Origin of the sequence: Caballeronia sp. INML2, from assembly GCF_023631365.1 — a bacterium.
Taxonomy (GTDB): Bacteria; Pseudomonadota; Gammaproteobacteria; order Burkholderiales; family Burkholderiaceae; genus Caballeronia; species Caballeronia turbans.
This window is the reverse complement of sequence record NZ_JALQDH010000038.1, coordinates 1-26,358: the sequence shown is the minus strand read 5'-3', so window position 1 is coordinate 26,358 and position 26,358 is coordinate 1. Positions and strand designations below refer to the sequence as shown.

The 26,358-nt window shown below is 63.0% G+C and carries 25 protein-coding genes and 2 pseudogenes; 14 read left to right on the top strand and 13 right to left on the bottom strand.

The genetic code is table 11. The annotated features are described in order from the left end of the window. Positions 1 to 9 precede the first annotated feature (9 nt). A complete protein-coding gene (locus tag NCT32_RS13000; protein WP_061120303.1) occupies positions 10 to 531 on the bottom strand; it encodes a hypothetical protein in 522 nt (173 codons plus the stop codon). A gap of 336 nt (positions 532 to 867) precedes the next feature. On the opposite strand from NCT32_RS13000, the gene NCT32_RS12995 reads away from it, so the two are divergent. From NCT32_RS12995 to NCT32_RS12975, 5 genes are all read left to right on the top strand, one after another. After that, complete coding sequence (locus tag NCT32_RS12995) at positions 868 to 1,845, top strand: AAA family ATPase (protein ID WP_061120304.1); 978 nt, start codon at positions 868 to 870, stop codon at positions 1,843 to 1,845. Between the two features lie 186 nt (positions 1,846 to 2,031). After that, entirely contained in the window at positions 2,032 to 3,132 is a 1,101-nt protein-coding gene (locus NCT32_RS12990; RefSeq protein ID WP_250477181.1) for an NAD(P)/FAD-dependent oxidoreductase, read from the top strand. A gap of 133 nt (positions 3,133 to 3,265) precedes the next feature. Then, positions 3,266 to 3,583, top strand: a complete 318-nt coding sequence (locus tag NCT32_RS12985; RefSeq protein WP_061120331.1) for a high-potential iron-sulfur protein — start codon at positions 3,266 to 3,268, stop codon at positions 3,581 to 3,583. 222 nt (positions 3,584 to 3,805) lie between these two features. Beyond that, positions 3,806 to 5,095, top strand: coding sequence for an MFS transporter (locus NCT32_RS12980; protein WP_061120306.1), 1,290 nt, complete (start codon positions 3,806 to 3,808; stop codon positions 5,093 to 5,095). Between the two features lie 11 nt (positions 5,096 to 5,106). Continuing rightward, on the top strand, positions 5,107 to 5,418 hold the full coding sequence (locus NCT32_RS12975; protein WP_061120307.1) for a cupin domain-containing protein: 312 nt from the start codon (positions 5,107 to 5,109) through the stop codon (positions 5,416 to 5,418). A gap of 61 nt (positions 5,419 to 5,479) precedes the next feature. On the opposite strand, the gene NCT32_RS12970 is transcribed toward NCT32_RS12975, so the two are convergent. Together NCT32_RS12970 and NCT32_RS12965 are read right to left on the bottom strand one after the other, a co-directional pair. Continuing rightward, positions 5,480 to 5,749: a hypothetical protein gene (locus NCT32_RS12970; protein WP_061120308.1), complete on the bottom strand. Its 270-nt coding sequence runs from the start codon at positions 5,747 to 5,749 to the stop codon at positions 5,480 to 5,482. A 61-nt stretch (positions 5,750 to 5,810) separates the two neighbouring features. Beyond that, the gene (locus tag NCT32_RS12965; RefSeq protein WP_250477180.1) at positions 5,811 to 6,566 is read right to left on the bottom strand and encodes a Mut7-C ubiquitin/RNAse domain-containing protein; all 756 of its coding nucleotides are present in this window, start codon (positions 6,564 to 6,566) and stop codon (positions 5,811 to 5,813) included. A 44-nt stretch (positions 6,567 to 6,610) separates the two neighbouring features. On the opposite strand from NCT32_RS12965, the gene NCT32_RS12960 reads away from it, so the two are divergent. From NCT32_RS12960 to NCT32_RS12945, 4 genes are all read left to right on the top strand, one after another. Beyond that, positions 6,611 to 7,555, top strand: a complete 945-nt coding sequence (locus NCT32_RS12960) for an NAD(P)-dependent oxidoreductase (RefSeq protein WP_284503697.1) — start codon at positions 6,611 to 6,613, stop codon at positions 7,553 to 7,555. 93 nt (positions 7,556 to 7,648) lie between these two features. Further along, positions 7,649 to 8,278, top strand: a complete 630-nt coding sequence (locus NCT32_RS12955; RefSeq protein ID WP_061120310.1) for a LysE family translocator — start codon at positions 7,649 to 7,651, stop codon at positions 8,276 to 8,278. Positions 8,279 to 8,414: 136 nt separating this feature from the next. After that, on the top strand, positions 8,415 to 8,852 hold the full coding sequence (locus NCT32_RS12950) for a hypothetical protein (protein ID WP_409241428.1): 438 nt from the start codon (positions 8,415 to 8,417) through the stop codon (positions 8,850 to 8,852). 7 nt (positions 8,853 to 8,859) lie between these two features. Then, positions 8,860 to 9,225: a response regulator gene (locus NCT32_RS12945; RefSeq protein ID WP_250490387.1), complete on the top strand. Its 366-nt coding sequence runs from the start codon at positions 8,860 to 8,862 to the stop codon at positions 9,223 to 9,225. A 235-nt stretch (positions 9,226 to 9,460) separates the two neighbouring features. On the opposite strand, the gene argC is transcribed toward NCT32_RS12945, so the two are convergent. The 3 genes from argC to NCT32_RS12930 form a co-directional block, all read right to left on the bottom strand. Then, a complete protein-coding gene (gene argC, locus NCT32_RS12940) occupies positions 9,461 to 10,414 on the bottom strand; it encodes an N-acetyl-gamma-glutamyl-phosphate reductase (RefSeq protein WP_061120333.1) in 954 nt (317 codons plus the stop codon). Between the two features lie 46 nt (positions 10,415 to 10,460). After that, a complete protein-coding gene (locus NCT32_RS12935; protein WP_061120313.1) occupies positions 10,461 to 11,075 on the bottom strand; it encodes a flavodoxin family protein in 615 nt (204 codons plus the stop codon). A 124-nt stretch (positions 11,076 to 11,199) separates the two neighbouring features. Beyond that, positions 11,200 to 11,790 (bottom strand): YbhB/YbcL family Raf kinase inhibitor-like protein, encoded by a 591-nt coding sequence (locus tag NCT32_RS12930; RefSeq protein ID WP_061120314.1) that lies wholly within the window; start codon positions 11,788 to 11,790, stop codon positions 11,200 to 11,202. A 290-nt stretch (positions 11,791 to 12,080) separates the two neighbouring features. Here NCT32_RS12930 and NCT32_RS12925 point away from each other — a divergent pair. After that, a pseudogene (locus NCT32_RS12925) lies at positions 12,081 to 12,796 on the top strand (response regulator). 83 nt (positions 12,797 to 12,879) lie between these two features. Here NCT32_RS12925 and NCT32_RS12920 read toward each other — a convergent pair. After that, a complete protein-coding gene (locus tag NCT32_RS12920) occupies positions 12,880 to 13,566 on the bottom strand; it encodes an orotate phosphoribosyltransferase (protein WP_061120316.1) in 687 nt (228 codons plus the stop codon). A 288-nt stretch (positions 13,567 to 13,854) separates the two neighbouring features. Between NCT32_RS12920 and NCT32_RS12915 the strand changes: the two genes are divergently transcribed. Both NCT32_RS12915 and NCT32_RS12910 read left to right on the top strand, forming a co-directional pair. After that, a complete protein-coding gene (locus NCT32_RS12915) occupies positions 13,855 to 15,096 on the top strand; it encodes an MFS transporter (protein ID WP_250477177.1) in 1,242 nt (413 codons plus the stop codon). A 256-nt stretch (positions 15,097 to 15,352) separates the two neighbouring features. Then, complete coding sequence (locus NCT32_RS12910; protein ID WP_250477176.1) at positions 15,353 to 17,626, top strand: NADP-dependent malic enzyme; 2,274 nt, start codon at positions 15,353 to 15,355, stop codon at positions 17,624 to 17,626. A gap of 120 nt (positions 17,627 to 17,746) precedes the next feature. Here the strand turns inward: NCT32_RS12910 and NCT32_RS12905 are convergent, their stop codons facing one another. After that, complete coding sequence (locus NCT32_RS12905) at positions 17,747 to 21,331, bottom strand: indolepyruvate ferredoxin oxidoreductase family protein (protein WP_250490386.1); 3,585 nt, start codon at positions 21,329 to 21,331, stop codon at positions 17,747 to 17,749. A gap of 345 nt (positions 21,332 to 21,676) precedes the next feature. Between NCT32_RS12905 and NCT32_RS12900 the strand changes: the two genes are divergently transcribed. Further along, a complete protein-coding gene (locus NCT32_RS12900; RefSeq protein WP_061120319.1) occupies positions 21,677 to 21,886 on the top strand; it encodes a hypothetical protein in 210 nt (69 codons plus the stop codon). A 106-nt stretch (positions 21,887 to 21,992) separates the two neighbouring features. On the opposite strand, the gene hppD is transcribed toward NCT32_RS12900, so the two are convergent. After that, entirely contained in the window at positions 21,993 to 23,096 is a 1,104-nt protein-coding gene (gene hppD, locus NCT32_RS12895; RefSeq protein ID WP_250477174.1) for a 4-hydroxyphenylpyruvate dioxygenase, read from the bottom strand. A gap of 147 nt (positions 23,097 to 23,243) precedes the next feature. On the opposite strand from hppD, the gene NCT32_RS12890 reads away from it, so the two are divergent. After that, a complete protein-coding gene (locus NCT32_RS12890) occupies positions 23,244 to 23,747 on the top strand; it encodes an Lrp/AsnC family transcriptional regulator (RefSeq protein ID WP_061120321.1) in 504 nt (167 codons plus the stop codon). A gap of 73 nt (positions 23,748 to 23,820) precedes the next feature. Here NCT32_RS12890 and NCT32_RS12885 read toward each other — a convergent pair whose 3' ends face one another. From NCT32_RS12885 to NCT32_RS12870, 4 genes and pseudogenes are all read right to left on the bottom strand, one after another. Next, positions 23,821 to 24,417, bottom strand: coding sequence for a GNAT family N-acetyltransferase (locus NCT32_RS12885; RefSeq protein ID WP_250477206.1), 597 nt, complete (start codon positions 24,415 to 24,417; stop codon positions 23,821 to 23,823). Positions 24,418 to 24,706: 289 nt separating this feature from the next. After that, complete coding sequence (locus NCT32_RS12880) at positions 24,707 to 25,309, bottom strand: TetR/AcrR family transcriptional regulator (protein ID WP_061120323.1); 603 nt, start codon at positions 25,307 to 25,309, stop codon at positions 24,707 to 24,709. Between the two features lie 33 nt (positions 25,310 to 25,342). Further along, positions 25,343 to 26,143: a DUF1835 domain-containing protein gene (locus NCT32_RS12875; protein WP_250477173.1), complete on the bottom strand. Its 801-nt coding sequence runs from the start codon at positions 26,141 to 26,143 to the stop codon at positions 25,343 to 25,345. A gap of 83 nt (positions 26,144 to 26,226) precedes the next feature. Continuing rightward, a pseudogene (locus NCT32_RS12870) lies at positions 26,227 to 26,358 on the bottom strand (phenylacetic acid degradation protein); the annotation flags it as partial.

Sequence of the window (26,358 nt, the reverse complement as noted above, 5' to 3'; positions counted from 1 at the left end):
CCGAGGTTGTCATTGCGCCGCCGTCGATGAACCCAGGCTCGCGCGCACCCGATAAGCGAGCGACGGGTTGCTGTCGATGAGCTGCCATTGCCCCCATTCGCCCGGCTTGAGCACGAGGCCCGGATGCGACCCGCTCACCTGGCGCGGCACCGGCGGCAGCTTGCAGCCGGACGGCGACACGCGCGTGCTGTCGTCCTGCAAGGTTTCCTGCGCATCGATAGCGAGCGTGACGTCGTCGGCGCTCGCATGGGTCGGTGAGACGGTGATCGTGCGTTGCAGGTCGATATCGCCCGCAGGCTGATCCGCGCAGCCTACGTTGTTTCGCACCTTGTTGTGATGCGTATCCGTGCGCGCCTGGCCGACGTTCGTCGTGCCAGAAAACGAATCGATCTGTTGACCGTCGCGCACGACCTGCAATTCCCACGTCACCGGCTGCGTCGCCGTGGTTTGCGCGTGCGCGCCGAGCGCGGCGAGACAGGCGCCCGTCACGAGCGCGGTCTTCAGAAAGGCGGTGCGTAGCGTTTTATGCATTGAAAGCGACTCCTGCGCGTGGACGGTTCGGATGGCGGCGCGCTTTGGCGAGCGGCCGCTGGATCGGCGATCCTCGGCGACTTCCTTGTGACATGGCGGCGCGGGCCGGGTTCAGCCTGCCCGCTGAAATACACGAATGCACGATGGAGGGCAGAGCAGATTTCGAACCCGCCCGGCAGTTCGATCCCGACGATGATACTAGCGCGCGCCGATCGCGGCTTTATCGAGCAAAACGGGCGTCCTGATTAGCAGCACACGTGTGCGACTGCTCGCTTGCGCGGGGTTTTGGCGCCGATACACTGGACTCGTCGACCATAAAAAATGACGGGGTGTGACATGACGACGGCCGTGGTCAAACAGGAACTGGCAGTGGCATCGTTCAGCAAGGTCTACAGTCTCGACGACGTGGAATCCGCGCTCAACGACCTGTCCGAAGGCGCGAGCGACGCGTTGCGCGCCATCTACGAAAAAATGCTGAAGGTGGGCAATCTGCGCTTCTGCGTGAAGCCGAACCGCATGCCGTCGGTCGACGATCTCGCCGCCGATCTGCCGAACTTCGAGGAGCCGCTCGCCGATATCCGCAAGCAGATCGCGCTGTGCCTCGAAACCGACGATCGCCTCGAACTCATGCCCATGCTGCTGCTCGGCGAGCCGGGCATCGGCAAGACGCATTTCGCGAAGCAACTCGCGCGGCTGCTCGGCACGTCCTCTCATTACGTGGCGATGAGCTCGCTCACGGCGGGCTGGATTCTGTCGGGCGCGTCGTCGCAGTGGCGCAACGCGAAGCCCGGCAAGGTTTTCGACGCGCTCGTCAACGGCAGCTACGCGAACCCCGTGATCACCGTCGATGAAATCGACAAGGCCACCGGCGACGCGCAATACGATCCGCTCGGCTCGCTCTACGCGCTGCTCGAGCACGACACGGCGCAGACGTTCATCGACGAATTCGCGGAAGTGCCGATCAACGCGGGCAATGTCGTGTGGATCGCCACGGCCAACGACGCGCGCTCGATTCCCGAGCCGCTTTTGAACCGCATGAACGTCTACGAGATTGCGCCGCCGGATCGCGACGGCGCGCGACGCATCGCGCAGTCGATTTACGCCGAAATCCGCAATGCCCACGCGTGGGGCGCGCGCTTCCCGGAAACGCTCGGCGACGCGCCGCTCGAAGCGCTCACGCAGGCGTCGCCGCGCGGCATGCGGCGCGCGATGCTCAACGCGTTCGGCAACGCGCGCATCGATCAAAGGCATCACGTCGAGGCGCGTGACATCCAGCTCGACCGCAATTCGCGCAAGAAAGCGATCGGTTTCTGAAAGGCCTTCATTTATGGAATTGCCAAAAAGGCCGCCAAAACCTGTCATTTTTGACATTTGGCGGCCAGATTCTTGCCTTTTTCTGAATTGCACCGGAAAACGATGCAGTCCATGTGCGTTTGTTGTGTATCGCGCAATAGTCCCGAACGTAAAATAGTTGGGATAAATCTGCGGCGGAAAGAAGACATGGATCGGATCGAATGCGTGGTAATCGGAGCGGGCGTCGTCGGACTCGCGATCGCTCGCGCCCTGGCGATGCGCGGACGCGAGGTCATCGTGCTGGAATCGGGCGAGGGCATCGGCATCGGCACGAGTTCGCGCAACAGCGAGGTGATTCACGCCGGCATCTACTATCCGCGCGGGTCGCTGAAGGCCGAGCTGTGCGTGCGCGGGCGCGACATGCTCTACGAGTTCTGCCGTGCGCATGGCGTGCCGCATCGGCAATGCGGCAAGCTGCTCGTCGCCACCGCGCGCAATCAGGTGCCGCAACTGGCGGCGCTGCAGCAGAAGGGCATCGAGAACCGCGTCAAGGGACTCGAGCGCATCAGCGGCGCGCAGGCGGCGGAGATGGAGCCGCAACTGCAATGCGTCGAGGCGGTGTGGTCGCCGCTGACGGGTATCGTCGACAGTCATCAGTACATGCTCGCGCTGCAGGGGCAGGCGGAGAACCACGGCGCGAACATCGTGTTTCATACGCCGGTCGCTTCCATCGATGCACGCGAGGGCTGTTTCATCGTCCAGACGGGCGGCGAGTCGCCTGCGCGGTTCCGGGCGTCGTATCTGATCAACAGCGCGGGACTGCATGCGAACGCGATCGCGCAGAGCATTCGCGGCCTCGACGACCGGCACGTGCCGCCGCTCTACTTCGCCAAGGGCAATTACTTCAGCGTGAGCGGACGCGCGCCGTTCGCGCGGCTGATCTATCCGATGCCCAACGAAGCGGGGCTGGGCGTGCATCTGACGATCGATCTCGGCGGGCAGGCAAAGTTCGGCCCGGACGTCGAGTGGGTGCAGGCGCTCAACTATGATGTCGATCCGCGCCGCGCCGATTCCTTCTACGCCGCGATTCGCGCGTACTGGCCGGGTTTGCCCGACGACGCCTTGCAGCCCGCCTACGCGGGCATCCGGCCGAAACTGTCCGGCCCGGGTCAGGCCGCGGCGGATTTCGTGATTCAGGGCAAGTCGGCGCACGGCGTGCCGGGACTCGTGAACCTGTTCGGCATCGAATCGCCGGGATTGACGGCCTCGCTTGCGATCGCCGAGCGCGTGGCGGATATGGCGCGCTAGAGCGACATGCGACTTTCCGCCGTCCCTTATCTCTAACATTTGGCGTCGTCGACTCGCTTCCAGATTGTTATGCTCGGATATCGCCGTCGCCAAGAACGGCGCTATCCCCCAATACAACATGGAGCGAGTCACCATGAAGACATCACGTCGCGCGTTTCTCATCACCAGCGCGGGCGTCGCCTCGACGTTCGCGCTCGGCTCCCGGGCCACCTTCGCCGCCGATGCGCCGAAAGTCGCCGAAAGCGATCCCACCGCGCAGGCACTCGGCTACAAGGAAGACGCGAGCAAGGTCGACAAGGCCAAGTACCCGAAATACGCCGCCGGCCAGGACTGCGGCAACTGTCAGTTCTATCAGGGCAAGCCGACGGACGCCTATGCGCCGTGCCCGATGTTCAGCAACAAGCAGGTCGCATCCAAGGGCTGGTGCAGCGCGTATGTGAAGAAGGCATAAGCGCGATCGACGTCACACGAAAAGCGCGCCCGGCCGGAAGGCCCGGCGCGCTTTCTTTCGTTCGCAATTAGCTTGATCGGGAGAAAAACCCTCTTTACACTCGCCAAGGCAAAAAGAGCCGCGCGTGTGCATCTTTCGAACAAAGCGCGGTCAACGAGTCCGGCGGGCAGCGCGCGTGACGGCGCCCGCCCAGCACGACACCCAATGACCTTAGGGGATCGCATGCCAGGAAGACCATTGAACGCGCGCGCCGTGGCGGCCGCGGTCATCGGCAACGCGCTTGAGTGGTACGACTTCACCGTGTTCGGTTTCATGACGGTCGTCATCGCCCGCCTGTTCTTTCCGAGCGACAGCGATTACTCGTCGATTCTTCTGACCACCGCGACCTTCGGCGTCGCGTTCGTGATGCGGCCGGTCGGCGGCATCGTCCTCGGTCTCTATGCAGATCGCGCGGGGCGCAAGGCGGCGCTGACGCTCGTCATCGGGCTCATGACGCTCGGCATCTTCCTGCTCGCGATCGCGCCGCCGTACTCGGCGATCGGCATCGGCGCGCCGCTCGTCATCGTGTTCGCGCGGCTGTTGCAGGGATTTTCCGCAGGCGGCGAGTTCGGCAGCTCGACGGCACTTCTGATCGAAGCGGCGCCGTTCTCGAAGCGCGGCTTCTACGGCAGCTTCCAGATGGCGAGCCAGGCCGCTTCGCTGCTGCTCGGCGCGATCGTCGGCTCGGCGATTTCGCGCGGCCTTTCACCCGAGGCGCTGGATTCATGGGGATGGCGCGTGCCGTTCATCCTCGGCCTCGTGATCGGGCCGGTCGGCTTGTATATCCGCCGCAACATGGCCGACACCGAAGCGTTCCTGCACGCGAAGAAGACCGCGCGCCGCGCCACGCTCGGGGAAGTGTTCAGCACGCATAGCCGCGAAGTGCTGTGCGGGCTCGGCTCGGTGATCGCGCTGACGGTCAGCGTGTATGTGCTGATCGCCTATCTGCCGACTTTCGCCGTCAAGCAACTGAAGCTGCCGTTCGGGCAGTCGTTCACGGCGTTGATCGTCGGCAATCTGCTGTTGACGGTGCTGTCGCCGGTCGCGGGCGCGTGGTCCGACCGCATCGGCCGCAAGGGTCTTTCGCTGTGGTCGCTCGCGATCACGCTCGTCGTGATCTATCCGCTTTTCGCGTGGCTCGCGGCAGAGCCGAGCCTGATGCGGCTCGTCATCGTGCAGGCGCTGCTGTCGATCTCGCTCTCGGGCTACTATGGGCCGTTCGGCGCGCTCATCGCCGAGCTGTTTCCTGCGCACGTGCGCTCCACGGGGCTTTCTCTCGCGTACAACATCGCGGTCATGATCTTCGGCGGCTTCGGCCAGTTCATCGTGACGTGGCTCATCCGCGTCACCGGTTCGCAACTCGCGCCCACCTTCTATGTGATGGGCGGGCTCGTGCTCTCGTTGATCGCGGTGGCGTGCATTCCGGCGACGCGTCACGCGGATGTCGATGAAGCGCGCGATTTCATCCGCTAGGCGGCAATCAAATGAAAGTAATCGAAAGTGGCAAGTTCACGGCCGACCGCGCATGGGGCGCGCTCGATATCTGCGTGATGAACGGCACGTCGTGCCGCCTGCACTGGACGGACACGCCATACAAATGGCACGTGAACGACGGTGAGGAAGTGTTCGCCGTCATGCAGGGCGAAGTGCGGATGCATGTGCGTGGCGGCGAAGGCGAGCGCGTTCTGACGCTGCGCGCCGGCGACATCTTTCATGCCCAGGCCGGCGATGAGCATTTCGCCGAACCCGTCGGCGAGGCGCGCATTCTGGTGATCGAGAAGGAAGGGAGCGTGTGAGGGACACGCGTGGCGATCGTGCGCTTCAGGAGCCGCGAAGCGCACGGAGCGGACAAGGAACTTAACGCTCCAGACCGGCCTTCACCAGCAATTCGGCCAGCACTTCCGTCATCCCGCCATCATGCGCTTCGGCGCGCGACTTCAGTTGCGTCACGAGCTTTTCATCGAGCTTGCACGCGAATGGCACGAGACCCTTCGCCTGATCGAGCTTGCGCTGCTCGCGGCGATCGGTCTTTTGCGCATCCGCGCTGCCCACGCGTGCGCGGCCGCCTTGCTTCAGGTCGTTGGCCAGTTTGAATGCTTTGGTCTGTTCCAGTTGAAATTTGTTCACGCGATGCTCCAGGGCGAAGATTGAGGTCAGGGGCCGTATTGTACGGAACGCGACGACCGTCTCAGCGGCCCGCTTCCGCCAGCGCGTCGATCCGCGCGCGCATGCGCCGCCAGTGCGAGCCTTCCCAGAACACGCGACGACACACGTCGCAGGTGACGAAGCGCGTATGCCGCTCGCGCACGCCTTCGGGCACGCGGCCGTCGATTTCGCCGGCCACGGCCGGACGCAATGGCGCGTTGCACATCAGGCAGAGTCGAAACGCCCGCACATGCTGCGCTAGGTCGAGGCGCTCCGAGACTTCGCGGAACTGTTCGTCGGGTTGAAGCGCGCGGACATAGCAGCCGCGCAAGACGGTGCGGCGCTTGAGCAGTTCGCGATCGCGCGTGAGCACGATGCGCGATTCGTCCTGTGCGAGCTGCTCGATTTCATCGTCGGGGAAGTTGTTGTCGTAGCGGGTATCGAAGCCCGCGAGCCGCAGCAGTTGCGCGAGCCCGCCGAGATGCGCATCGGCGATGAAGCGCAGGTCCGCCGCGCGCAACGATGGCCGCAGCAGCGCAGCGCCGTTCGCCATGCCTTCGGGCGCATGATGCGCGGGATAGACCTCGATGACGTCGTCGGCTTCGATCTGCGCGTCGAACCCGACCGGGCGGCCGTTCCTCACGATCAGATCGACTTCCGTGTGCGGCACGCCGAGCGCCTCGATCATGTGCTTGGTCGATGAAGACTTCGCGCACGCGCACACGAACACGTGCCCGCGCAAGGGTCGAGCGAGGAAATCGTTCAGTTCGCGATGGAAGTGAAAGCGCGCCTTGACCATGCAGTGAGTATCGCATTGCGCGCTTCTGCGCGCTTTGCGTCGATATGCTTTACTGGCGCTCGGGCCGCGCGGCTTCCAGCGCGCGGCGAGCAAACAAGGTCGAGGAGCACGCGAGTATGGACATCGGATTCATTGGACTGGGCGAAATGGGCGGCGCGATGGCGAGCAACGCGCTCAAGGCGGGACATACGGTGCGCGTCTGGAACCGCTCGCGCGACAAGACGCGCGCGCTCGCGGACCAGGGCGCGTCGGTGGTCGATACGCCCGAGCAGGCGTTCGCCGGCGATGCCGCGTTCTCCATGCTCGCCGACGACAACGCGCTGCGCTCGGTGCTCGTCGACGGCGGTCTGCTCAAGCACGCGCCGAAGGGCCTCGTGCACGTCAATATGGCGACGATCTCGGCGGCGCTGGCCGTCGAACTGGCCGAGCTGCATGCGCAGCACGGCGTCGCGTATGTCGCCGCACCAGTGCTCGGGCGGCCGGACGTCGCGGCGGCGGGCAAGCTCAACATTCTCGCGGCGGGCGCAAGCGATTCCATCGACCGCGTGCAGCCCGTGCTCGATGCGCTCGGCCAGAAAACCTGGCGCGTCGGCAGCGAGCCGCAGCACGCGAACGTGCTCAAGCTCGCCGCGAATTTCATGCTGGCATCGGCGATCGAAAGCTTCGGCGAGGCGGCGGCGCTCGTGAGCGGCCACGGCATCGAAGCGCAGACGCTGCTCGACGTCATCACGAACTCGCTGTTCCCGGGGCCGGTGTATCAGGGCTACGGCAAGATGATCGCAGAGCGCCGCTACGAGCCTGCGCTCTTCAAGGCGCGGCTCGGGCTGAAGGACGTGCGTCTCGCGATCGCCGCCGGCGATGCCGTGAACGTGCCGCTGCCCGTGGCGAGCGTCGTGCGCGACAACCTCGTCGACGCACTCGCGCACGGCGACGGCGATAAGGACTTCGCCGTGCTCGGTCAGGTGGCGGCCCGGCGCGCCGGCCGCTGATTCCATTTTCGCGGTGTGGCAGGCGGCCTCGTGCCGGAATCAGCGGGGCGGACGGCATAATGCGAGTCCCGTTCCTTTCTCCGCCACGCCGCAATGAGCCTGCATCTCTGGTGGCTGTTCGTCGCCACTGTCTTCGTCGTTTCCGCGATTCCCGGACCCAACATGCTGCTCGTCATGACGCACGGCGCGCGTCATGGCCTCAAACGCTCGACGGCCACCATGGCCGGCTGTCTCACGGCGCTCGTCATCATGCTGTCGGTATCGGCGGCAGGGCTGGGCGTGTTTCTCGAAGCGTGGCCGCGTCTGTTCGATACGCTGCGCCTCGTCGGCGCGGCGTATCTCGTCTGGCTCGGCGTGAAGAGCTGGCGCGCGAAAACGAGCGCGGTCGACGTGCGCGATGACAGCGGCGCGGCGCATTCCTCCCGACGCTTCACGCTCTTTCGCAACGGCTTTCTCGTCGCGAGCAGCAATCCGAAGGCGATTCTCTTCGCGGCGGCGTTGCTGCCGCAGTTCATCGACGCAAACCTGCCGGTCTTGCCCCAATTCGCGGTTCTCGTATCGACGTTCGCCGTGATCGAGGTGAGTTGGTACGCGGTGTATGCGGGCCTGGGCGCGCGCATCGGCGAAAAGCTGAAGAGCGCGAGCGTCGCGCGGGCGTTCAACCGCCTGACGGGCGGTGTGTTCGTCGGCTTCGGCGCGATGATGGCGCTCGTGCGGCACTGACGCGCCAAACGTCTGCATGAACGGGTGCACGGCTTGCTTGAGCTTGTAGTACTTGATTCGCTTTCGAACATACATACGTGGCCGGCGGGTGCATAGTCGCGCTCGTCGGGAAAAACAGATCGAAAGGAGGCGCCCCGTGCATCTGATTGGCCGACGCTCCGCCTGGGCCGCCGCCTTGTTGTGTTTCGGTGTATTAGCAACGACATCCGCGCGCGCCGACGACACCTCGAGCCCTTGCGATGCGCTCAAACGCATCGTGGCTGCTGCGCCGAATTTTTCATCTCTTTCGGCGAACGATGGCCGCGCGGTAGCGCTGCCCTATGGCGACGACGCGACATGCGCCGCATCGCCGACGAACTATCGATGCACGTGGACCTTGCACGGCGGTTCAAGCGCCGACGCGTTGCAAAGTGTGGCGGCGGACATCGCATCGTGTCTGCCCGACGCGACGCACGACCAGAACGCGCCCGCGCGCCAGCATTTCTATCTGGGCGCACGCACCGCGCGCACCGAGATCACGGCGGCGCAGGCGGGTTCGAACAGATTGAAACTCGAAATCAACGGTTTCCGGTGAGGCCATCGTGAGCAAGCGCATTCTCATAGCCGACGACGACGACGATGCGCTTTCCGGCCTCGCGAACCTGCTGACCGGCATGGGCCACGAAGTGGCGCTCGCGGCAAACGGCGCACAAGCCGTCAAGGTCGCGGTGCAGTTCGATCCCGAAGTCGTGATTCTCGATCTCGGCATGCCGCTCGTCGACGGACTCGCGGCGGCGCGCGCCTTGCGCCGATTGCCGAACGGCCACGCAATCATGTTGGTCGCGCTGACAGGCTGGGGACAGCCGCAGCACAGGGAAATGACGAACGACGCCGGGTTCGATGTGCATCTCGTCAAACCGATTTCCGGCGATCAACTCCAGTTCATCCTGTCGATGATGCAGCCCTGATTCGCTGTGCGTTCGCGCGTCGGTGTGCCGCAACACGCAATGTTGCGACGCACCAATATTCTTGGTATATTTACTCCTGTCTCCTCCATGTCTCCACTGATATGGATTCAGCCCGCCAGCTTTGGCGGGCTTTTTTTCGTCTGTACGTTTGGATGCTGCGTCGCGTCGGCGGGCGAAAAAAAGGCCGATGCGCATTGGAGCGAATCGGCCTTCGGGTTTTGCTGCGACAGCGGGATCAGCGGGCGAGACCGGTCTCCTCGTCCGCGCCGATCGCCAGATTCATGCACTGGATGGCCGCACCCGACGCACCCTTGCCGAGATTATCCAGCCGCGCGACCGTCACGAAGCGCTTGTCGTTGCCGAACACGAAAATGTCGACGCGGTTGGTGTCGTTGCAGGCTTGCACGTCGAAGAAGCCGGCGTCGAGATTGCTTTCGGCGTCGAACGGCATGACGCGCACGAACGGCTCGTTGTTGTAGTACTCGGCCAGCATGTCGCGCACGTCCTGCGGCTTGGCGGGGCGCGAGAGCTGGTCCGGCGAGAAATACGTCGTCACCGCGAGACCCTTCAGGAATGCGCCGACGATCGGCGTGAAGACGGGCGCGCGCGAGAGACCCGTGCGCACGGACATTTCCGGCAGATGCTTGTGCGTCAGGCTCAGTGCGTAAGGGCGCGGGCTCATGAGTCGCTCGTTGCCGCCCGCTTCGTACTCCGCGATCATTTTCTTGCCGCCGCCGCTGTAGCCGGTGATCGAATAGGCATGCGCGTCGAAATCGGCGGGGACGAGACCGCCCGCCACGAGCGGCTGCACCGACAGCACGAACGCCGACGCGTGGCAGCCCGGCACCGCGATGCGCTTCGACGTGCGCAGACGCTCGCGCTGCGCACGCGCGAGCTCGGGCAGGCCGTACGCCCAGTCGTCCTGCGTGCGGAAGGCCGTGCTGGCGTCGATCATCACGGTGCGCGTGTTGTCCTTGTCGACGAGCGAAACCGATTCGCGCGATGCAACATCCGGCAGGCACAGGAACGTTACGTCCGACGCGTTGATGAGCCGGCGGCGCTCCTCGATGTCCTTGCGCTTCGCTTCCTCGATACGCAACACCTCGATGTCACGGCGCTGCGACAGATATTCGAAAATCTTCAGGCCGGTGGTGCCTTCCTGTCCGTCGACAAATACTTTCGTGGTCATCTCGATCTCGCTGGTTCGTGCGGACGCTCGCCGCAAAACCGACATTTTAGTGCGATTCCGCGGCGGGTTGATGTCCGCGGTTTTCGTCGCCGGCCCGGTTGCCGACCCAGCGCGCCGTCACCGCGGCGATGCGTGCCCCGTAGACTTTCGCGGTTTCGAGATCGCCGGGCGGCGGGGCTTCGTCCGGCGAGGCATCCGCGGGCGATTGCGTGAGGAGCCCCGTGAACCCGCCGACGAAATTCAGATCGTTACGCGTGGCCGCCTTGGTGTTCGACGGCATCATGCCCGTGCCGATCCAGATCATCCCGTGCTGCATCGCTAGCGTGACGAAATAGGAGATGGTCAGGAATTTGTCGCCGTTCATGTGCGCCGAGTTGGTGAATCCGGCCGCGATCTTGTCCTTCCATTTCTGCGAGAACCAGGGCTTCGAACTCGCGTCGGCGAACTTTTTGAAATCGGCGGACGGCCCGCCCATGTATGTCGGCGCGCCGAAGACGATGGCGTCGGCGGCGTCGAGTTCGGCCCATGCAGCGTCGTCGAGGTCACCGACGGCGATCAGTTTCACGTTCGCGCCGGCGTCGGCTGCGCCGCTGAGCACCGCTTCCGCAACTTTCTTCGTGTGGCCGTAGCCGCTGTGATAAACGATGATGATGTTCGGCATGGTTTCCCCGAGTCACTTCCTGCGCCGCGGCCTATACGGACGCGTGCCTTGCGGACGGTCCAGGCCAGTCTAGCAAAGACAAATTTTCACCGAGCGGCGTAAGCGCGCGGTTCTCTACTTCAGGCTAACGGCCGTATGTAAAGGTGAGCTGTGCGCTGGCGATCGTCATCGTGCGGATTTCGTGCTCGAACATGAGGGCGGGCGTGCCTTGGCGCAGGCGCAGGTCGGCGCTGCCTAGCGCGTAGACGGTCACGATATAACGATGCGGCTTGCCGGGCGGCGGGCACGGGCCGCCGTAGCCTTCCGTGTCCCAGTCGTTGCGCGCCTCGACGGCCCCCATCTTGCGTAGCGCGCCCGACGCGCTCGCGTTGCCCGCCAGGTGATCCGTGCCAACCGGAATGCCCGCGACCGCCCAGTGCCACCAGCCGCGCCCCGGCGCGTCGGGATCGAAGACCGTCACGGCGAAGCTGCGCGTGTTGGCGGGTGCGCCGTGCCAGGAAATCTGCGGCGAGCGGTTGCCGCCCTTGCATTCGGACTGATCGAAAAGGAGTGTCGGCCCGATGGTCTTGCCGGGCGCGAGGTCTGTGCTGGAGACGGTGAACGCGGGGTCGGCCGCGGCCTCGTGCGAATGGGCGAAAACCGCCGCCGCGAAGGCGATGAAGAGTACTGATGCGACATGGCCAGTCGAACTCACGCGTCGGCCGGTGAGGCGCATGGGCTGAACTCCTGTCAGTATCGTCGCGCGTTATAGCAGCGTTTCGCTGGCTGCAACGATGTTTTTTGTCTCAGTGATGCGCTTCGTACTAGCTTGCAGTTTAACATTGCAACAAAGCATAAAAGTCTTAAATCCTTGGGACTTAACCGATGGCGCACGGAGCGCCACCGGTTTCGACGTAGTGCGCAGCGCCTTGACGGCGATGATTTCAAACTCTAATGAACGCAGACATGAGTAATTCGACGCAGATTCGCGCGGCAACTAATCGACTGAAATACAGGAGAAGTTAAATGAGCCAGCGAATAACAGTCATCATCGCAGACGATCATCCGGTCATTCTGTTTGGCGCGACACAGGCCCTCAACAAGTTTCCGGAGGTGGACGTCATCGGTCAGGCGCGTCAGTCGACCGAACTCGTCCAGTTGCTCCAAAAGGAGCCATGCGATGTCCTCGTCACCGATCTCGCCATGCCCGGCGGCTCTTATGGCGACGGCATGCCCTTGCTCGGCTATATCGGCCGGCAGTTTCCGCGCGTGAAACTCGTTGTGCTGACCATGCTCGAAAATCCGGCCTTGCTCAAACGTTTGCGCGAAGTGGGCGTGATGTCGATCATCAACAAGGCCGACGACATGAACCACATCGGCTGGGCGATCCAGCACGTCATGCGCGGGCAGGAGTACCTCGGCCCGTCCGTCAAGGCGGCGCTCGACAGCATGGGGCTCGGCGCGAACGGACAGCAGCGGCGTAGCGTGATCCTGTCCAAGCGCGAGCTGGAAGTGGTGCGCCTGTTCGTTTCGGGCATGACGATTACGGAAATTGCCGGACAATTGCGGCGCAGTATCAAAACAATCAGCACGCCAAAGAACACCGCAATGCGAAACTCGGCATCGAGCGCGATTCCGAATTGTTTCAGTATGCGCAAAGCAACGGCTTAATGAATCTCTCCGCCTATTCCGGCGACGGTTCGCTCGACGATTCATCGCTTCCCAATCCCAATTCGCTGTAAGCGATTTTTGAATGCCGAATAAAAAAAGCCGCTGACTTCCGTCAGCGGCTTTTTTATTTTAATTGCTTCGTGCGGGTCAATGCTTATTGCGGGGCAGCGGTCGCGCCGCCGTGCGCAGCCGACCATTCCGCCGGTGCGTGCAGGAATTTTTCGACTTCATCGAGCGTCTTCGACTCGAAGTAGCCTTGCTCCTTCGCGACGCGCAACACGTCCCACCAGGTGGCGAGCGCGTGCAGATCGACGTCGATGTCTTTCAGCACCGACACGCTCTCCTTGAAGATGTTGTAGTGGAAGAGCACGAAGCAGTGGTTCACCGTCGCGCCCGCCGTGCGCAGCGCGTTGATGAAGTTGATCTTGCTGCGGCTGTCGGTGGTCAGGTCTTCGACCAGCAGCACGCGCTGGCCCTCAGTCAGCAAACCTTCGATCTGCGCGTTGCGCCCGAAACCCTTCGGCTTCTTGCGGACGTATTGCATCGGCACCATCAGGCGGTCGGCGATCCACGCGGCGAACGGGATACCCGCAGTCTCGCCGCCGGCGACGGCGTCGATCTGCTCGTAGCCGACATCGCGAAGAATGGTCGCTTCGGCCATCTCCATCAGGCCGCGGCGCACGCGCGGATAGGAGATCAGCTTGCGGCAGTCGATATACACCGGGCTCGCCCAGCCGGACGTGAAGATGTACGGTTTTTCCGCGTTGAAGTGCACCGCCTGCACTTCGAGCAGCATCTTGGCGGTGGTGTCGGAGATCGTCTGGCGATCGAAGCCTGTCATGGGCGAATCCTTGGACTTGTGTGGCGCTTGAAGAAGCGGGAGGCGGCCGCGAGGGCCTTGGCGCATGGGTTCGGTGCGAAGCGAGCGTTCCTTCCGGAGGGCTTTTTCGCATGCCCTGCGCGCGTGTCGGCGGGACTCGGCGCTTCAGCGCCTGGTGCCGCCCCAGGCACAGCTAGCCCGGCATTTTACCTGAGCCGGCGTGCCTGGGCGAATTGTTTGCGGGTTGTGAAAGCGCGGTGCTCACGCGTAAACTCGCGGCGCTGCGTGCGCATACCCTTCTTTACCTCGATGACATCTGTTTCCTCCACGAACGATTCCGCCGCCGCGCCAACCCGCCACGCGCTGCAGGCGCTCGTCGCGTCCATGCTCGGCTATGCGATGGACGGCTTCGATCTGCTGATCCTAGGCTTCATGCTGCCCGCGATCGCCGCCGACCTGCATCTCACGCCCGCACAATCCGGCGCGCTCGTCACCTGGACGCTCGCCGGGGCCGTCGCGGGCGGCGTCGTGTTCGGCATGCTGTCCGACTACTTCGGCCGCGTGCGCATGCTGACCTGGACGATTCTCGTGTTCGCCGTCTTCACCGGCATGTGCGCGCTCGCGCAGGGCTACGGCGACTTGCTGATCTATCGCACCATCGCCGGGATCGGCCTGGGCGGCGAGTTCGGGATCGGCATGGCGCTCGTTGCCGAGGCGTGGCCCGCGCGGCTGCGCGCCCGCGTGTCGTCGTATGTGGGGATCGGCTGGCAACTGGGCGTGCTCGCCGCCGCGCTCATCACGCCGATGCTGCTGCCCGTGATCGGCTGGCGCGGCATGTTCGCGGTCGGGCTGCTGCCGGCGGTCGTCTCGTTTTTCGTGCGGCGACGCGTGGACGAACCCGCGTTGTTCACCGAGCGCCGCGCGGCTGCGAAAACCGCCGCCGCCCGCAAGTTGCCGCTCAGGCGTCTTTTCGACGACGCCCGCACGGCGCGCGCGAGCCTCGGCGTGATCATCCTGTGCTCGGTGCAGAACTTCGGTTATTACGGGCTGATGATCTGGCTGCCGAGCTATCTGTCGAAGACGTTCGGCTACTCGCTGACGAAATCCGGCCTCTGGACCGCGTCCACCGTGCTCGGCATGGCGTTCGGCATCTGGCTGTTCGGTCTGGCGGCGGACCGCTTCGGGCGCAAACCGGCGTTTCTCGTCTACCAGTTTGGCGCGGTCGCGATGGTGTTCGTCTATTCCAGTTTGACGAGCCCGGCGGCGCTCCTGATCGGCGGCGCGGTGATGGGCGTGTTCGTCAACGGCATGCTCGGCGGCTACGGCGCGCTGATCTCCGAGATCTATCCGACCGATGCGCGCGCGACCGCGCAGAACGTGCTGTTCAATATCGGGCGCGCGGTGGGTGGACTCGGTCCGGTCGCGGTCGGCGCGCTGGCCGCGCGTTATTCGTTCGCGGTGGCGCTCGCATTCCTCGCGTCGATCTATCTGCTCGACGTCGTTGCGACGCTCTTTCTCATTCCCGAAAAACGCGGTGCGGCCCTCGACTGAGCGCATCGTCGCCGGATGAAACTGCGCTGAAACGTTGCATCGCGTCATTTCAAGTGCGCGGTGTACACTGAATGTCCCAAAAAAAACCAAAGGCTCCGTCTGCTCGTTCGATCCCGACGAGCGGCACGTTGCGTCTATCCGACGCCCCGAGCACATGAATCTTGGTCCATCGATTCACATTCCCGCATTCATTGCAACACGGTCGACGGCGGTGTGAACCCTGTTCAAATAATTCTCAAACGTCTCAGGTCAAATCATGGACGAACAACTGAAGCAAAGTGCCCTCGCATATCACCAGAATCCTCGCCCCGGCAAGATTTCGGTTACACCGACCAAGCCGCTTTCCAACCAGCTCGACCTGTCGCTCGCGTATTCGCCGGGCGTCGCGGCCGCGTGCATGGCGATCTACGATGAGCCGCTCGACGCGCAGAAGTACACGTCGCGTGCGAACCTCGTCGGCGTCGTGACGAACGGCACGGCCGTTTTGGGTCTCGGCAACATCGGCCCGCTCGCGGCCAAGCCGGTGATGGAAGGCAAGGGGTGTCTCTTCAAGAAGTTCGCGGGCATCGACGTATTCGATATCGAGTTGGCGGAAACCGATCCGGACAAGCTCGTCGATGCGATCGCGATGCTCGAGCCCACGCTGGGCGGCATCAATCTCGAGGACATCAAGGCGCCCGAATGCTTCTACATCGAGAAGAAGCTGCGCGAGCGCATGAAGATTCCCGTTTTCCATGACGATCAGCACGGTACCGCGATCATCGCATCGGCGGCGATTCTCAATGGCCTGAAGGTGGTCGGCAAGAAGCTGGACGAAGTGAAGCTCGTGTGCTCCGGCGCGGGCGCGGCGGCGATCGCGTGTCTTGACCTGCTCGTCCACCTCGGCCTGAAGAAGTCGAACACGCTCGTGGTCGATTCGAAGGGCGTAATTTACGAAGGCCGCGGCAATCTGGATGCATCGAAGGAGCGCTATCAGGCGACGACCGACGCGCGCACGCTCGCCGATGCGATGCACGGTTGCGACGTCTTCCTCGGCTGCTCGAGCGCGGGCGTGCTGAAGGCGGAAATGGTCGAGACGATGGCCGGCAAGCCGCTGATTCTCGCGCTGGCGAATCCCGAGCCGGAAATTCGTCCGGAAGAAGCGAAGCGGGTGCGTCCGGACTGTATCGTCGCGACAGGCCGTTCGGACTATCCGAATCAGGTCAACAACGTGCTGTGCTTCCCGTTCATCTTCCGCGGCGCGCTGGACGTCGGCGCGACGACGATCACCGAAGAGATGAAGCTCGCGTGCGTGCGCGCGATCGCCGAACTCGCGGAAGAAACCGATCAGGGCGATGAAGTCGCGAAGGCCTACGAAGGCCATTCGCTGGAATTCGGCCCGGAATATCTGATTCCGAAGCCCTTCGATCCGCGCCTGATCATCAAGATCGCGCCGGCCGTGGCGCAAGCCGCGATGGATTCCGGCGTCGCGACTCGCCCGATCAACGACATGGACGCGTATCGCGAGACGCTCGGCGCGACGGTGTATCGCACGGGCATGGTGATGCGTCCGGTATTCGCGGCGGCGAAGGCTGCGCCGGCGCGCATCGCGTTCGCGGAAGGCGAGGACGAGCGGGTGCTGCGCGCCGCGCAGTTCGTGCTGCTGGAGAAGATTGCGAAGCCGATCATCATCGGGCGGCCGGCTGTCGTCGAAATGCGTTTGCAGAAGATGGGCTCGAAGCTGAAGCCGGGCGTCGATTTCGAGATCGTGAATCCGGAAGACGATCCGCGTTATCAGAAGAGCTGGCAGGCGTATCACGAGATCGCCGCGCGTCAGGGCGTGACGCCCGAAAGCGCGAAGGCCGCGCTGCGCAAGTTCAACACGCTGATCGGCGCGATCCTGGTTCACACCGGCGACGCGGACGGGATGATCTGCGGTCTCATCGACACGTATCAGGATCACCTGAAGTTCATCGATCAGGTGCTCGGCAAGGCGGAAGGTGCGAACAACTTCGCGGCGATGAATCTGCTGATGCTGCAAGGGCGCAATCTGTTCATCAGCGACACGTACGTCAACGAAATGCCGACGCCCGAGCAGCTCGCCGACATGACGATTCTGGCGGCGCGCGAAATCGAACGGTTCGGGATTCAGCCGAAGGTCGCGCTGGTGTCGAATTCGAACTTCGGCAGCGTGCAGAGCGCGTCGAGCAAGCGGATGGCGGACGCGCGCAAGCTGATCGCCGAGCGTGCGCCGGAACTCGAAATCGACGGCGAAATGCACGGCGATGCGGCGCTTTCCGAAGCTGTGCGCAAGGCTTCGTTCCCGGGGACCACGCTGCATGGTGAGGCGAATCTGCTGATCATGCCGAACGTCGAAGCGGCGAACATCACCTACAACCTGCTCAAGATGGTGAGCGGCGAGGGCGTGACCGTCGGGCCGTTCCTGCTCGGCGCTTCGAAGCCGGTGCATATCCTGACGCCGGCGGCGACCGTGCGCCGGATCATCAATATGACGGCGGTGGCGAGCGCGAATGCGCGCGTAGCGAAGTAACGCGACATCGCGTTGGGAAGAGGAACGGCGATCCGGGTGACCGGATCGCCGTTTTTTTATTGACGCGGTTCGCTCGATGGTCGACCTCGCGAACCGCCTTCGAGCGTGACCCAACCAGAATCAGGCCACCTGCCGCTTTTCCCCGCCTTCGTTATTCCGCCAGCGCGCAAGCAACGCATTCCATTTGATCTTCGCGGCCTTCACGTTGTTGTCCTTGATGTGCCCATAACCGCGCATGGAATCGGGAAGATTCGCGAGTTCGACGGCGAGTTGCAGGTTCTGCGCCGTCAGTCCGCCGATCAACTCGCGCACCAGAGCCTCGTACTCGCCGATCAACGCCCGTTCCATCTTCCGTTCTTCCGTGCGTCCGAACGGATCGAGCGCCGTACCGCGCAGGAACTTCAGCTTGGCGAGCACGCGCATCGCCGACATCATCCACGGACCGTACTGCTTCTTCACCAGATGCCCGTGCGCGTCCTTCTTCGAAAAACTCGGCGGCGCGAGATGCATCTTGATCTTCCAGTCGCCTTCGAAGCTGTTCTTCACCTTGTCGAGGAACACCGGATCGGCATAAAGACGCGCGACTTCGTATTCGTCCTTGTACGCCATCAGCTTGTGCAGGTTCTTCGCGACGGCCTCGGTCAGCGGATACTGCCCGTCGCCCGAACCCAGCGCCGCTTCCTTCGCGCGCACTTCGGCAACCAGCCGTCCGTACCGCGCTGCGTAAGCCGTGTTCTGATACTTCGCGAGATAGTCGAGACGCTTGTCGATGAGCGCGTCGAGCGCCTTCGGCGTATGCAGCGCGATGACCTTGCCCGGCGCTTCCTGTACGCCGTGCTGCGCATCGGCCAGACGGCGCACGGCTTCGAGATCGTGCGCCGCGCGACGGCCCCATTCGAATGCCGCGAGATTCTTCTCGATCTGCACCGCATTCAGCTCGATGGCGCGCGCCAGCGACTCATGCCGCAACGGCACCCAACCCTTCTGCCAGGCGAACCCGAGCACGAACGGATTCGTATAGATCGCATCGCCCATCAGCGCGACGGCGAAGCGGCTCGCATCGACGAGCGCGACATGCTGGCCCGCCGCCGCGCGAATATCCGCCTCCGCGCTCGCGCCCGGAAAACTCCAGTTCGGGTTCTTGATGAACTCGGCGGTTGGCGTCTGCGCGCTGTTCACGACGACACGCGTGTGATCGGGCTGCATCCGCGAGCCGCATTCGTTGCTGGCGGTGACGATCGCATCGCAACCGATGACGAGATCCGCCTCGCCCATCGCGATACGCGTCGCGTGGATATCGGTCGGACGGTTGGCGATCTGCACATGGCTCATCACGGCGCCGCCTTTCTGCGCGAGGCCGGTGACGTCGAGCACGGTGACGCCCTTCTGCTCCAGATGCGCCGCCATGCCGAGCAGCGCGCCGATCGTCACGACGCCCGTCCCGCCGACGCCCGTGACCAGCACGCCATACGGCCGCGCGATCTCCGGAAGCTCGGGCGTCGGCACGGGCGACATCGCATCGCTCGCGACGCTCGTCGCCTTCGGCTTTTTCAACTGACCGCCTTCCACCGTCACGAAACTCGGGCAGAAGCCGTTCAGACACGAGTAGTCCTTGTTGCACGTCGACTGATTGATCTGGCGCTTCGTGCCGTACTCGGTATCGAGCGGCTCGACCGACAGGCAGTTCGACTTCACCGAGCAATCGCCGCAGCCTTCGCACACCGCTTCGTTGATGACGACGCGCTTCGCCGGATCGGGGAACGCGCCGCGCTTGCGGCGGCGGCGCTTCTCGGTCGCGCAGGTCTGGTCGTAGATCAGGATCGACGTGCCCGCCACCTCGCGCAGTTGCCGCTGAATATCGTCCAGCTTGTCGCGATGATGCACGTCGATGCCCGGCGCCAGCCCGACGCTCGCCGTGTACTTTTCCGGCTCATCCGTGACGATGACGATCTTCGCCGCGCCCTCCGCCGCGAGCTGATGCGTGATCTGCGGAACGGTCAGCACCCCGTCTACGGGCTGGCCGCCGGTCATCGCGACGGCATCGTTATAGAGAATCTTGTAGGTGATGTTCACCTTCGCGGCGATCGCCGCGCGGATCGCGAGCAGGCCCGAATGGAAATACGTGCCGTCGCCGAGATTGGCGAAAACGTGCTTGTCGTTCGAGAACGGCGACTGGCCGACCCACGCGACGCCTTCGCCGCCCATCTGGCTGAAGGTGCTCGTGTTGCGGTCCATCCAGACCGTCATGTAGTGGCAGCCGATGCCCGCCATCGCGCGCGAGCCTTCCGGCACGTTCGTCGAGGTATTGTGCGGGCAGCCCGAGCAGAACCACGGTTTGCGCTCCGCCTCGACGCGCGGCCGCGCGAGCGACCTTTCCTTCGCTTCGATCACGGCGATGCGCGTCGCGATGCGCGCGCGCACGTCGGCGGGCAAATCGAATTTTTCGAGGCGCGTCGCGATGGCCTTCGCAATGATCGCGGGCGACAGCTCGTAGTGCGCGGGCAAGAGCCAGTTGCCCATCGGCACGGACCATTCGCCGCCTGCGCCGTCTTTTTCATCGAACTTGCCGTACACGCGCGGACGTTGCGCATCCGGCCAGTTATAGAGTTCTTCCTTGATCGCGTATTCGAGAATCTGGCGCTTTTCCTCGACGACCAGAATCTCTTCCAGCCCGCGCGCGAATTCCTGCGCGCCTTGCGCTTCGAGCGGCCATACGCAGCCGACCTTGTAGAGACGGATGCCGATTTGCGCGCACGTCGCGTCATCGAGGCCGAGATCGGTCAGCGCCTGACGGACATCGAGATAGGCTTTGCCGCCGGTCATGATGCCAAAGCGCGCATGCGGCGAATCGATTTCCACGCGGTCCAGCTTGTTCGCGCGCACGTAGGCGAGCGCGGCGTACCACTTGTAGTCGAGCAGACGCGCTTCCTGCACGAGCGGCGGATCCGGCCAGCGGATGTTCAGGCCGCCATCGGGCATCGCGAAATCGGTCGGGAGCACGATCTTCGTGCGATGCGGATCGATATCCACCGATGCCGACGACTCCACGACATCCGTCACGCATTTCATCGCGACCCAGAGGCCGGAGTAGCGGGACATCGCCCAGCCGTGCAGACCGAAGTCGAGATATTCCTGCACGTTCGACGGAAACAGCACCGGCAGGCCGCACGCCTTGAAAATGTGCTCCGACTGATGCGCGAGCGTCGATGATTTCGCGGCGTGATCGTCGCCGGCGAGCACGAGAACGCCGCCGTGCTTCGCCGATCCGGCGGAATTTCCGTGCTTGAAGACATCGCCGGAACGGTCGACGCCCGGGCCTTTGCCGTACCACATCGAGAAGACGCCGTCGTATTTGGCGCTCGGGTACAGGTTCACTTGCTGCGAGCCCCACACGGCGGTGGCGGCGAGATCTTCGTTCACGCCCGGCTGAAACACGATTTGATGGCCGGCGAGATGCTTCTTCGCCTTCCAGAGCGACTGGTCCAGACCGCCGAGGGGAGAACCGCGGTAACCGGAGATGAATCCGGCGGTGTTGAGACCGGCGGCCTTGTCGCGCTCTTGTTGCAGCATCGGCAGGCGCACCAGGGCCTGGATGCCGCTCATGTAGGCGCGGCCGCGTTCGAGCGTGTATTTGTCGTCTAGCGTGACGGACTTCAATGCGGCTTCTAGCGAAGCTCTTTGTTCTGCATCTAGCGGGGCGTTCATTATGTGTCTTCCTCCACCCGAGGTTTGGGATCACCAAAGCATGTTTCGGGCCGTGACATCTTGTGAATGCGTAGGCCGGGACTTCAAGTTTGCCGGTGCGGTGATCTTTCAGGCACTGGTACAAACCCGTTAAAAATTCCTCACTTACCGAGGCTTTGCGTCAGATCCTTGACGATTTGACCGCCATCGGGAGCGTTTTGTTACAGCTTGTAAATTCGACCGATCGGCGGAACCCTGCCGCTCATCGCTGTCTAAAAGGTCGCTTCCGGAGTTCCCGTGCAATTTTCTGTGCACATTTTGGCATCCGAAAGCGAGCCGTACACATGCAGTTAGAAGGAGATAACGATGAAACAACGCCACATCCAGAATGTCTTGATGGTTTCGGCGGCCTTTTTCGCCATCAGCGCGCCGATTGGCGGCGCACGCGCGAATAGTGCCTCGCCGTTCGGGGCGTCGTCGGTTGCACAGGTCGCGCAAATGCGCGTTCAGTCGGTTCAGGCCGGTGCTCAAAAGCGCCGTGAATCGGAAAGCAGCGACGACGAGACGGCGGGCTGACCCGCTCTTCGCGGTCCGTGTTGACTGGGGCGGGCCGCCTGAATGAACAAAGGGACATGGACCTTCGCGGTCCATGTCCCTTTTTAATGCCCGCGTTGCGGTGCGTTCAACCTGCGGTCGTGTCCTTCAGCACGCCGCGGCGCATCTGATCCAGTTCGATCGATTCAAAGAGCGCCTTGAAGTTGCCTTCGCCGAAGCCCTGATTGCCCTTGCGCTGGATGATCTCGAAAAAGATCGGCCCGATCTGGTTTTCCGTGAAAATCTGCAGCAGGATTTCGTCCTTGGTGCCGTCGATCAGAATCTTGCGCTTCTTCAGCTCCGCGACCGATTCGACGTGACCCGGCACCCGGCGATCGACGAGCTCGTAATATGTGTCGATGGTGTCGAGCAGCGCGATGCTCGCGCCGCGCAGGCCGTCGACGGTGCTGTAGATGTCAGCGGTGCCGAGCGCGATGTGCTGAATGCCTTCACCGCGATACGCGTCGAGATATTCCTGAATTTGTCCCGCGTTCTCCGAGCCTTCCTCATTGATTGGAATGCGGATCTTGCCGCACGGTGACGTCATCGCCTTCGATTTCACCGCCGTCACCTTGCCTTCGATATCGAAATAGCGGACTTCGCGGAAGTTGAAGAGCCGCTCGTAGAACTCCGCCCACTCGACCATGCGGCCGCGGTGCACGTTGTGCGTCAGGTGATCGATATAGGTCAGTCCGTGGCCCACCGGATTCTGCTCCGCGCCCGGAATCGGCTCGAAATCGACGTCGTAAATGCTGATATCGCCGATGCTGCCCGGCTGCGCGCCGTTCTTGCCGCGCCAGCGGTCGACGAAGTAGATCAGCGAATCGCCGATGCCTTTGATCGCCGGAATGTTCAGCTCCATCGGGCCGGTTTTATTGTCGAAGCCCCATGCGCCGAGGTCGAGCGCGCGCTTGTACGCCTTGGCGGCATCGGCGACGCGGAACGCGATCGCGCAGATCGACGGACCGTGCAGGCGCGCGAAGCGCTGCGCGAACGAATCGGGCTCGGCGTTGACGATGAAGTTGATTTCACCCTGGCGATAGAGCGTCACGTCCTTGTGACGATGCTTCGCGATCGCAGTGAAGCCCATCTGCTCGAACAGCTTGCCGAGCGCGACCGGGTCCGGTGCGGTGTATTCGATGAACTCGAAGCCGTCGGTGCCGACGGGATTCTCCCAGGTCGTTGCGGTCATGCATGTCTCCTGATCTTAGATGCGGCGCGATGTGCGCGACGTGGAGACAGTTTAGTCAGGCGGCACTGGCAAAAACTTGCGAAACAAACCGGCGATTCATAAGATTGCGCACGATGCTGCCAATTTACAGCGGCGAGGAGCTACGAAATGGCTGAGCTTGAATTGGATACGATTGACCGCCGAATTCTGGCCATTCTTCAGGAAAATGGACGGCTGTCGAATCAGGAAATCGCGGATCGCGTGAATTTGTCGCCGAGCCCATGTTTGCGGCGCATTCGGCGGCTGGAGGAAATCGGCGTGATTCGCGGTTATGTCGCCTTGCTCGACGCGAAGAAACTCGGGCTTGGCCTGCTCGCGTACATCAACGTGCGCCTGGAAAAGCGCGGCGGCACGCAGGCCGCCGCGGGCACGCCGAAAGCGCCGACACACGGCGATCTCTTTCGCGAAGCGGTGCGTTCATGGCCGGAGGTCGTCGCCTGCGACGCGATGACCGGCGAGATGGACTTTCTATTGCGCGTGCAAGTGCGCGACATGGATGACTTTTCGCGCTTCGTGCAGGATGAGTTGCTGCACCATCCGTCCGTCATCGATGTGCGCTCGAGCTTCTCGCTGGAGCGCATCAAGGAAACGACGGTTCTGCCGCTGCGTTAAAAGACGAAGGGCGGTCAGTGCCGCCCTTGTTGGTCCCGCGCGCAGCGCATCCCCGCGCTGTTCTCGAAGCTGATTACGCGGCGTCTTTTGCCGGAATGAACGCCTGGAAAACCTGCGACGCGCGATGCGCCTGGCGCTTGATCGCGTAGTCGAACACGGCGGCCTGCTCCTGAAGCATTTCGGCCACGATGCTGGTTTGGTCCGCCGGCGCGAGCGAGAGATAAGCATCCGCTTCCCCGTAAGCGTATTCGATCTTCATGCCCGACTTTTTCGCGATGTGCATCATGGTCGAATTACGCGACAGGCAGTGCATATAGAGCACCGACACGTGCGTGTTGCGGCTGCGCATGGCGGCACGCTCGAAAAGCTTCGAACCGATGCCACGGCCGCGTGCGCTTTCGAGCACCGACACGCCGAACTCGGCTGTACGCTTGTCGCCCTCGGCGGGCAGGTACGCCAGATGGCCAACGCCGATCAATTCGAGCGCGCCACCGAACACGCCGAACACCGTGTCGTTCGTGAAGTTGATATTGCGGACATAGTTCTCGATGACGTGATCCGGCACGAGCTGGCCGAAGCGCAGGAGACGGTCGTCTTCATCGAGAGCGAGAAAGTGAGTGAGGAGACGCTCGCGATCTGCCGAGGACAACTCCCGGACGAGAACCGGCATGCGCGCGTCTTTGAGCGGCTGATCGTGCGCGACGATTTGCTCGGCAGTGCGGTTGATGGTCAGTTCCATGGTCGTTTCTCCGTCATTCGTGATGCAGCATGCTGCAAAGCAAAACGAATTTTAGCCGATTCCGGAGAAACGCATACGGGAAAACCCTTAAAACTTCCTAGACCACACCTTCTAAACACATACTGAAAAGGAACTAAATCGTGAAAAATCAATCACTTGAGTATATTGCGCAGAAGCGACAATTCGCCGACCGGAGGGCTTGCTGTGTTGCAACATAAGATTAGTCGCCGTTGAGCCCGTTTTCGATCATATCGACCACCTGTTCCGCGAACTCGCGGTAGCCGAGCTTGCCGCCGGGTTTGAGCCACGTGAACGTCCAGTTGATCATGCCGAACACCATCATGGTCAGCGCGGTCTGGTCGTCCTTCGTCGCGCGTTTCGGATAAGCCCGCGCAAGCTGTCGCGCGAAGGCCGCCACGATGTCGCGCTGCCGGTCGAGGACGATTTCGCGCTGCGCCTGTTCCAGGTACTTCACATCGTTCAGAAGCGCGACGTGCCGGCTGTGCGACGTCTCGTATTCGGCGAGAAACGCGCGTACGAGATCGGCGAAAGCCTCGCGCTCACTCAGTCCGCGCCGCTGACTGGCGCCTTCCACTTCCGCGATGATCAGCATCAGGCGCTTGGTGTAGCGGTCGAGCAGATCGAAGAGGATCGCTTCCTTGCTCACGTAATAGTGATAGAGGCGGGCCTTCGACGTGCCGCTCGCGGCGGCGAGATCGGCCATCGAGGTGCTGGGATAGCTCGTCTGGGCAAATTTCGCGGCGGCGAGTTCGAGGATCTGTTCGCGTTGCGTCTCGTGATCGGGCGCTTTGGTACGGGCCATGTGTTCGAAAGGTGCGTTCTTTTAGGTATAGGTTCAGCGGCGCAGTTCGGCCTGACTCATCTCGGACGGCGTGCCGCGGATTTTGAGCCGTCCCGCCGTGACGAGTTCGCGGCAGCGCCAGAATGCGACGGAATCGGAGAGCATGAAATCGAAGCGCTGTCCCATGGCCGCGCCGGCGATCTCGCGCGCCGGTTTCCATTCGGGACCGGCGAGGTCGAGCAAGGCTTCGTCGATGTCGATCCACGTTCCCGAAATCAGCATGTTGTCGCGCAGGCGGCGCGTGTCGGCGTTGGCATGTTTCGCTTCCTGCCATTCGAGCGCGAGCCGGCTGATGCGCAGCACGGAAATCGGCGCGGCGCTCGGCAGCTTCGCGAGCAGTTGCTTCGGCGAAAACATCCCGACGGCCGTCGCGCGGTCGGCGCGGCCTACGCGTTCGGGATCGCTCGCGTCGGTCGCAATCGTCAGATCATCGTGAGTGAGCTTTGCTTCGTTCAGACGTTGCGGCGCGTTGCGCAGGTGATAGGCGACCCGTCGCAAGGTGAGCTGATCGGCCGCGCTCTGGCCATGCCACACGACGACCTGTTCATCGCCGCGCGCAAGGCGGCCGAATAGTGCCTGCTGTGCTTCGAGTTCGCCCTCGAAGTCGATGCCGCTGTTCAGAACCTGACGCCAGAACGTCGCGCGCGTGAGCGGCGATTCGTCGATGTCCCTGATCGGACCGACGGCGAGATCGTCGCGCAGCGCGATGACGCGCTCCGCGCGTTCGGCGCGCCGCAAGGCTTCCGTGAGGGCTTGGGCCGCGCAATCGCCATTCGTGACGTGAATCATGTTCATCGGTGTCGGGATGCCGGAAGGACGAAGGGACCGCTTGGGTGAACGGTCCTAGTTTACGCGAATCGAATGGCGTCCGGCTGGATCTAGCGCTCGTCGAAACTCACGACCACCCGCTCGCTCACCGGATGACATTGGCACGTCAGCACGAAGCCGTCATCGATTTCATGTTGTTCGAGCGTGTAGTTCTTTTCCATCTTCACTTCGCCTTCGAGCAC

Coding starts and splice junctions, on each gene's coding strand:
- NCT32_RS13000 (WP_061120303.1), bottom strand. CDS start 531: ATGCATAAAACGCTACGCACCGCCTTTCTGAAGACCGCGCTCGTGACG.
- NCT32_RS12995 (WP_061120304.1), top strand. CDS start 868: ATGACGACGGCCGTGGTCAAACAGGAACTGGCAGTGGCATCGTTCAGC.
- NCT32_RS12990 (WP_250477181.1), top strand. CDS start 2,032: ATGGATCGGATCGAATGCGTGGTAATCGGAGCGGGCGTCGTCGGACTC.
- NCT32_RS12985 (WP_061120331.1), top strand. CDS start 3,266: ATGAAGACATCACGTCGCGCGTTTCTCATCACCAGCGCGGGCGTCGCC.
- NCT32_RS12980 (WP_061120306.1), top strand. CDS start 3,806: ATGCCAGGAAGACCATTGAACGCGCGCGCCGTGGCGGCCGCGGTCATC.
- NCT32_RS12975 (WP_061120307.1), top strand. CDS start 5,107: ATGAAAGTAATCGAAAGTGGCAAGTTCACGGCCGACCGCGCATGGGGC.
- NCT32_RS12965 (WP_250477180.1), bottom strand. CDS start 6,566: ATGGTCAAGGCGCGCTTTCACTTCCATCGCGAACTGAACGATTTCCTC.
- NCT32_RS12960 (WP_284503697.1), top strand. CDS start 6,611: ATGCTTTACTGGCGCTCGGGCCGCGCGGCTTCCAGCGCGCGGCGAGCA.
- NCT32_RS12955 (WP_061120310.1), top strand. CDS start 7,649: ATGAGCCTGCATCTCTGGTGGCTGTTCGTCGCCACTGTCTTCGTCGTT.
- argC (WP_061120333.1), bottom strand. CDS start 10,414: ATGACCACGAAAGTATTTGTCGACGGACAGGAAGGCACCACCGGCCTG.
- NCT32_RS12935 (WP_061120313.1), bottom strand. CDS start 11,075: ATGCCGAACATCATCATCGTTTATCACAGCGGCTACGGCCACACGAAG.
- NCT32_RS12930 (WP_061120314.1), bottom strand. CDS start 11,790: ATGCGCCTCACCGGCCGACGCGTGAGTTCGACTGGCCATGTCGCATCA.
- NCT32_RS12920 (WP_061120316.1), bottom strand. CDS start 13,566: ATGACAGGCTTCGATCGCCAGACGATCTCCGACACCACCGCCAAGATG.
- NCT32_RS12915 (WP_250477177.1), top strand. CDS start 13,855: ATGACATCTGTTTCCTCCACGAACGATTCCGCCGCCGCGCCAACCCGC.
- NCT32_RS12910 (WP_250477176.1), top strand. CDS start 15,353: ATGGACGAACAACTGAAGCAAAGTGCCCTCGCATATCACCAGAATCCT.
- NCT32_RS12905 (WP_250490386.1), bottom strand. CDS start 21,331: ATGAACGCCCCGCTAGATGCAGAACAAAGAGCTTCGCTAGAAGCCGCA.
- NCT32_RS12900 (WP_061120319.1), top strand. CDS start 21,677: ATGAAACAACGCCACATCCAGAATGTCTTGATGGTTTCGGCGGCCTTT.
- hppD (WP_250477174.1), bottom strand. CDS start 23,096: ATGACCGCAACGACCTGGGAGAATCCCGTCGGCACCGACGGCTTCGAG.
- NCT32_RS12890 (WP_061120321.1), top strand. CDS start 23,244: ATGGCTGAGCTTGAATTGGATACGATTGACCGCCGAATTCTGGCCATT.
- NCT32_RS12885 (WP_250477206.1), bottom strand. CDS start 24,417: ATGCCGGTTCTCGTCCGGGAGTTGTCCTCGGCAGATCGCGAGCGTCTC.
- NCT32_RS12880 (WP_061120323.1), bottom strand. CDS start 25,309: ATGGCCCGTACCAAAGCGCCCGATCACGAGACGCAACGCGAACAGATC.
- NCT32_RS12875 (WP_250477173.1), bottom strand. CDS start 26,143: ATGAACATGATTCACGTCACGAATGGCGATTGCGCGGCCCAAGCCCTC.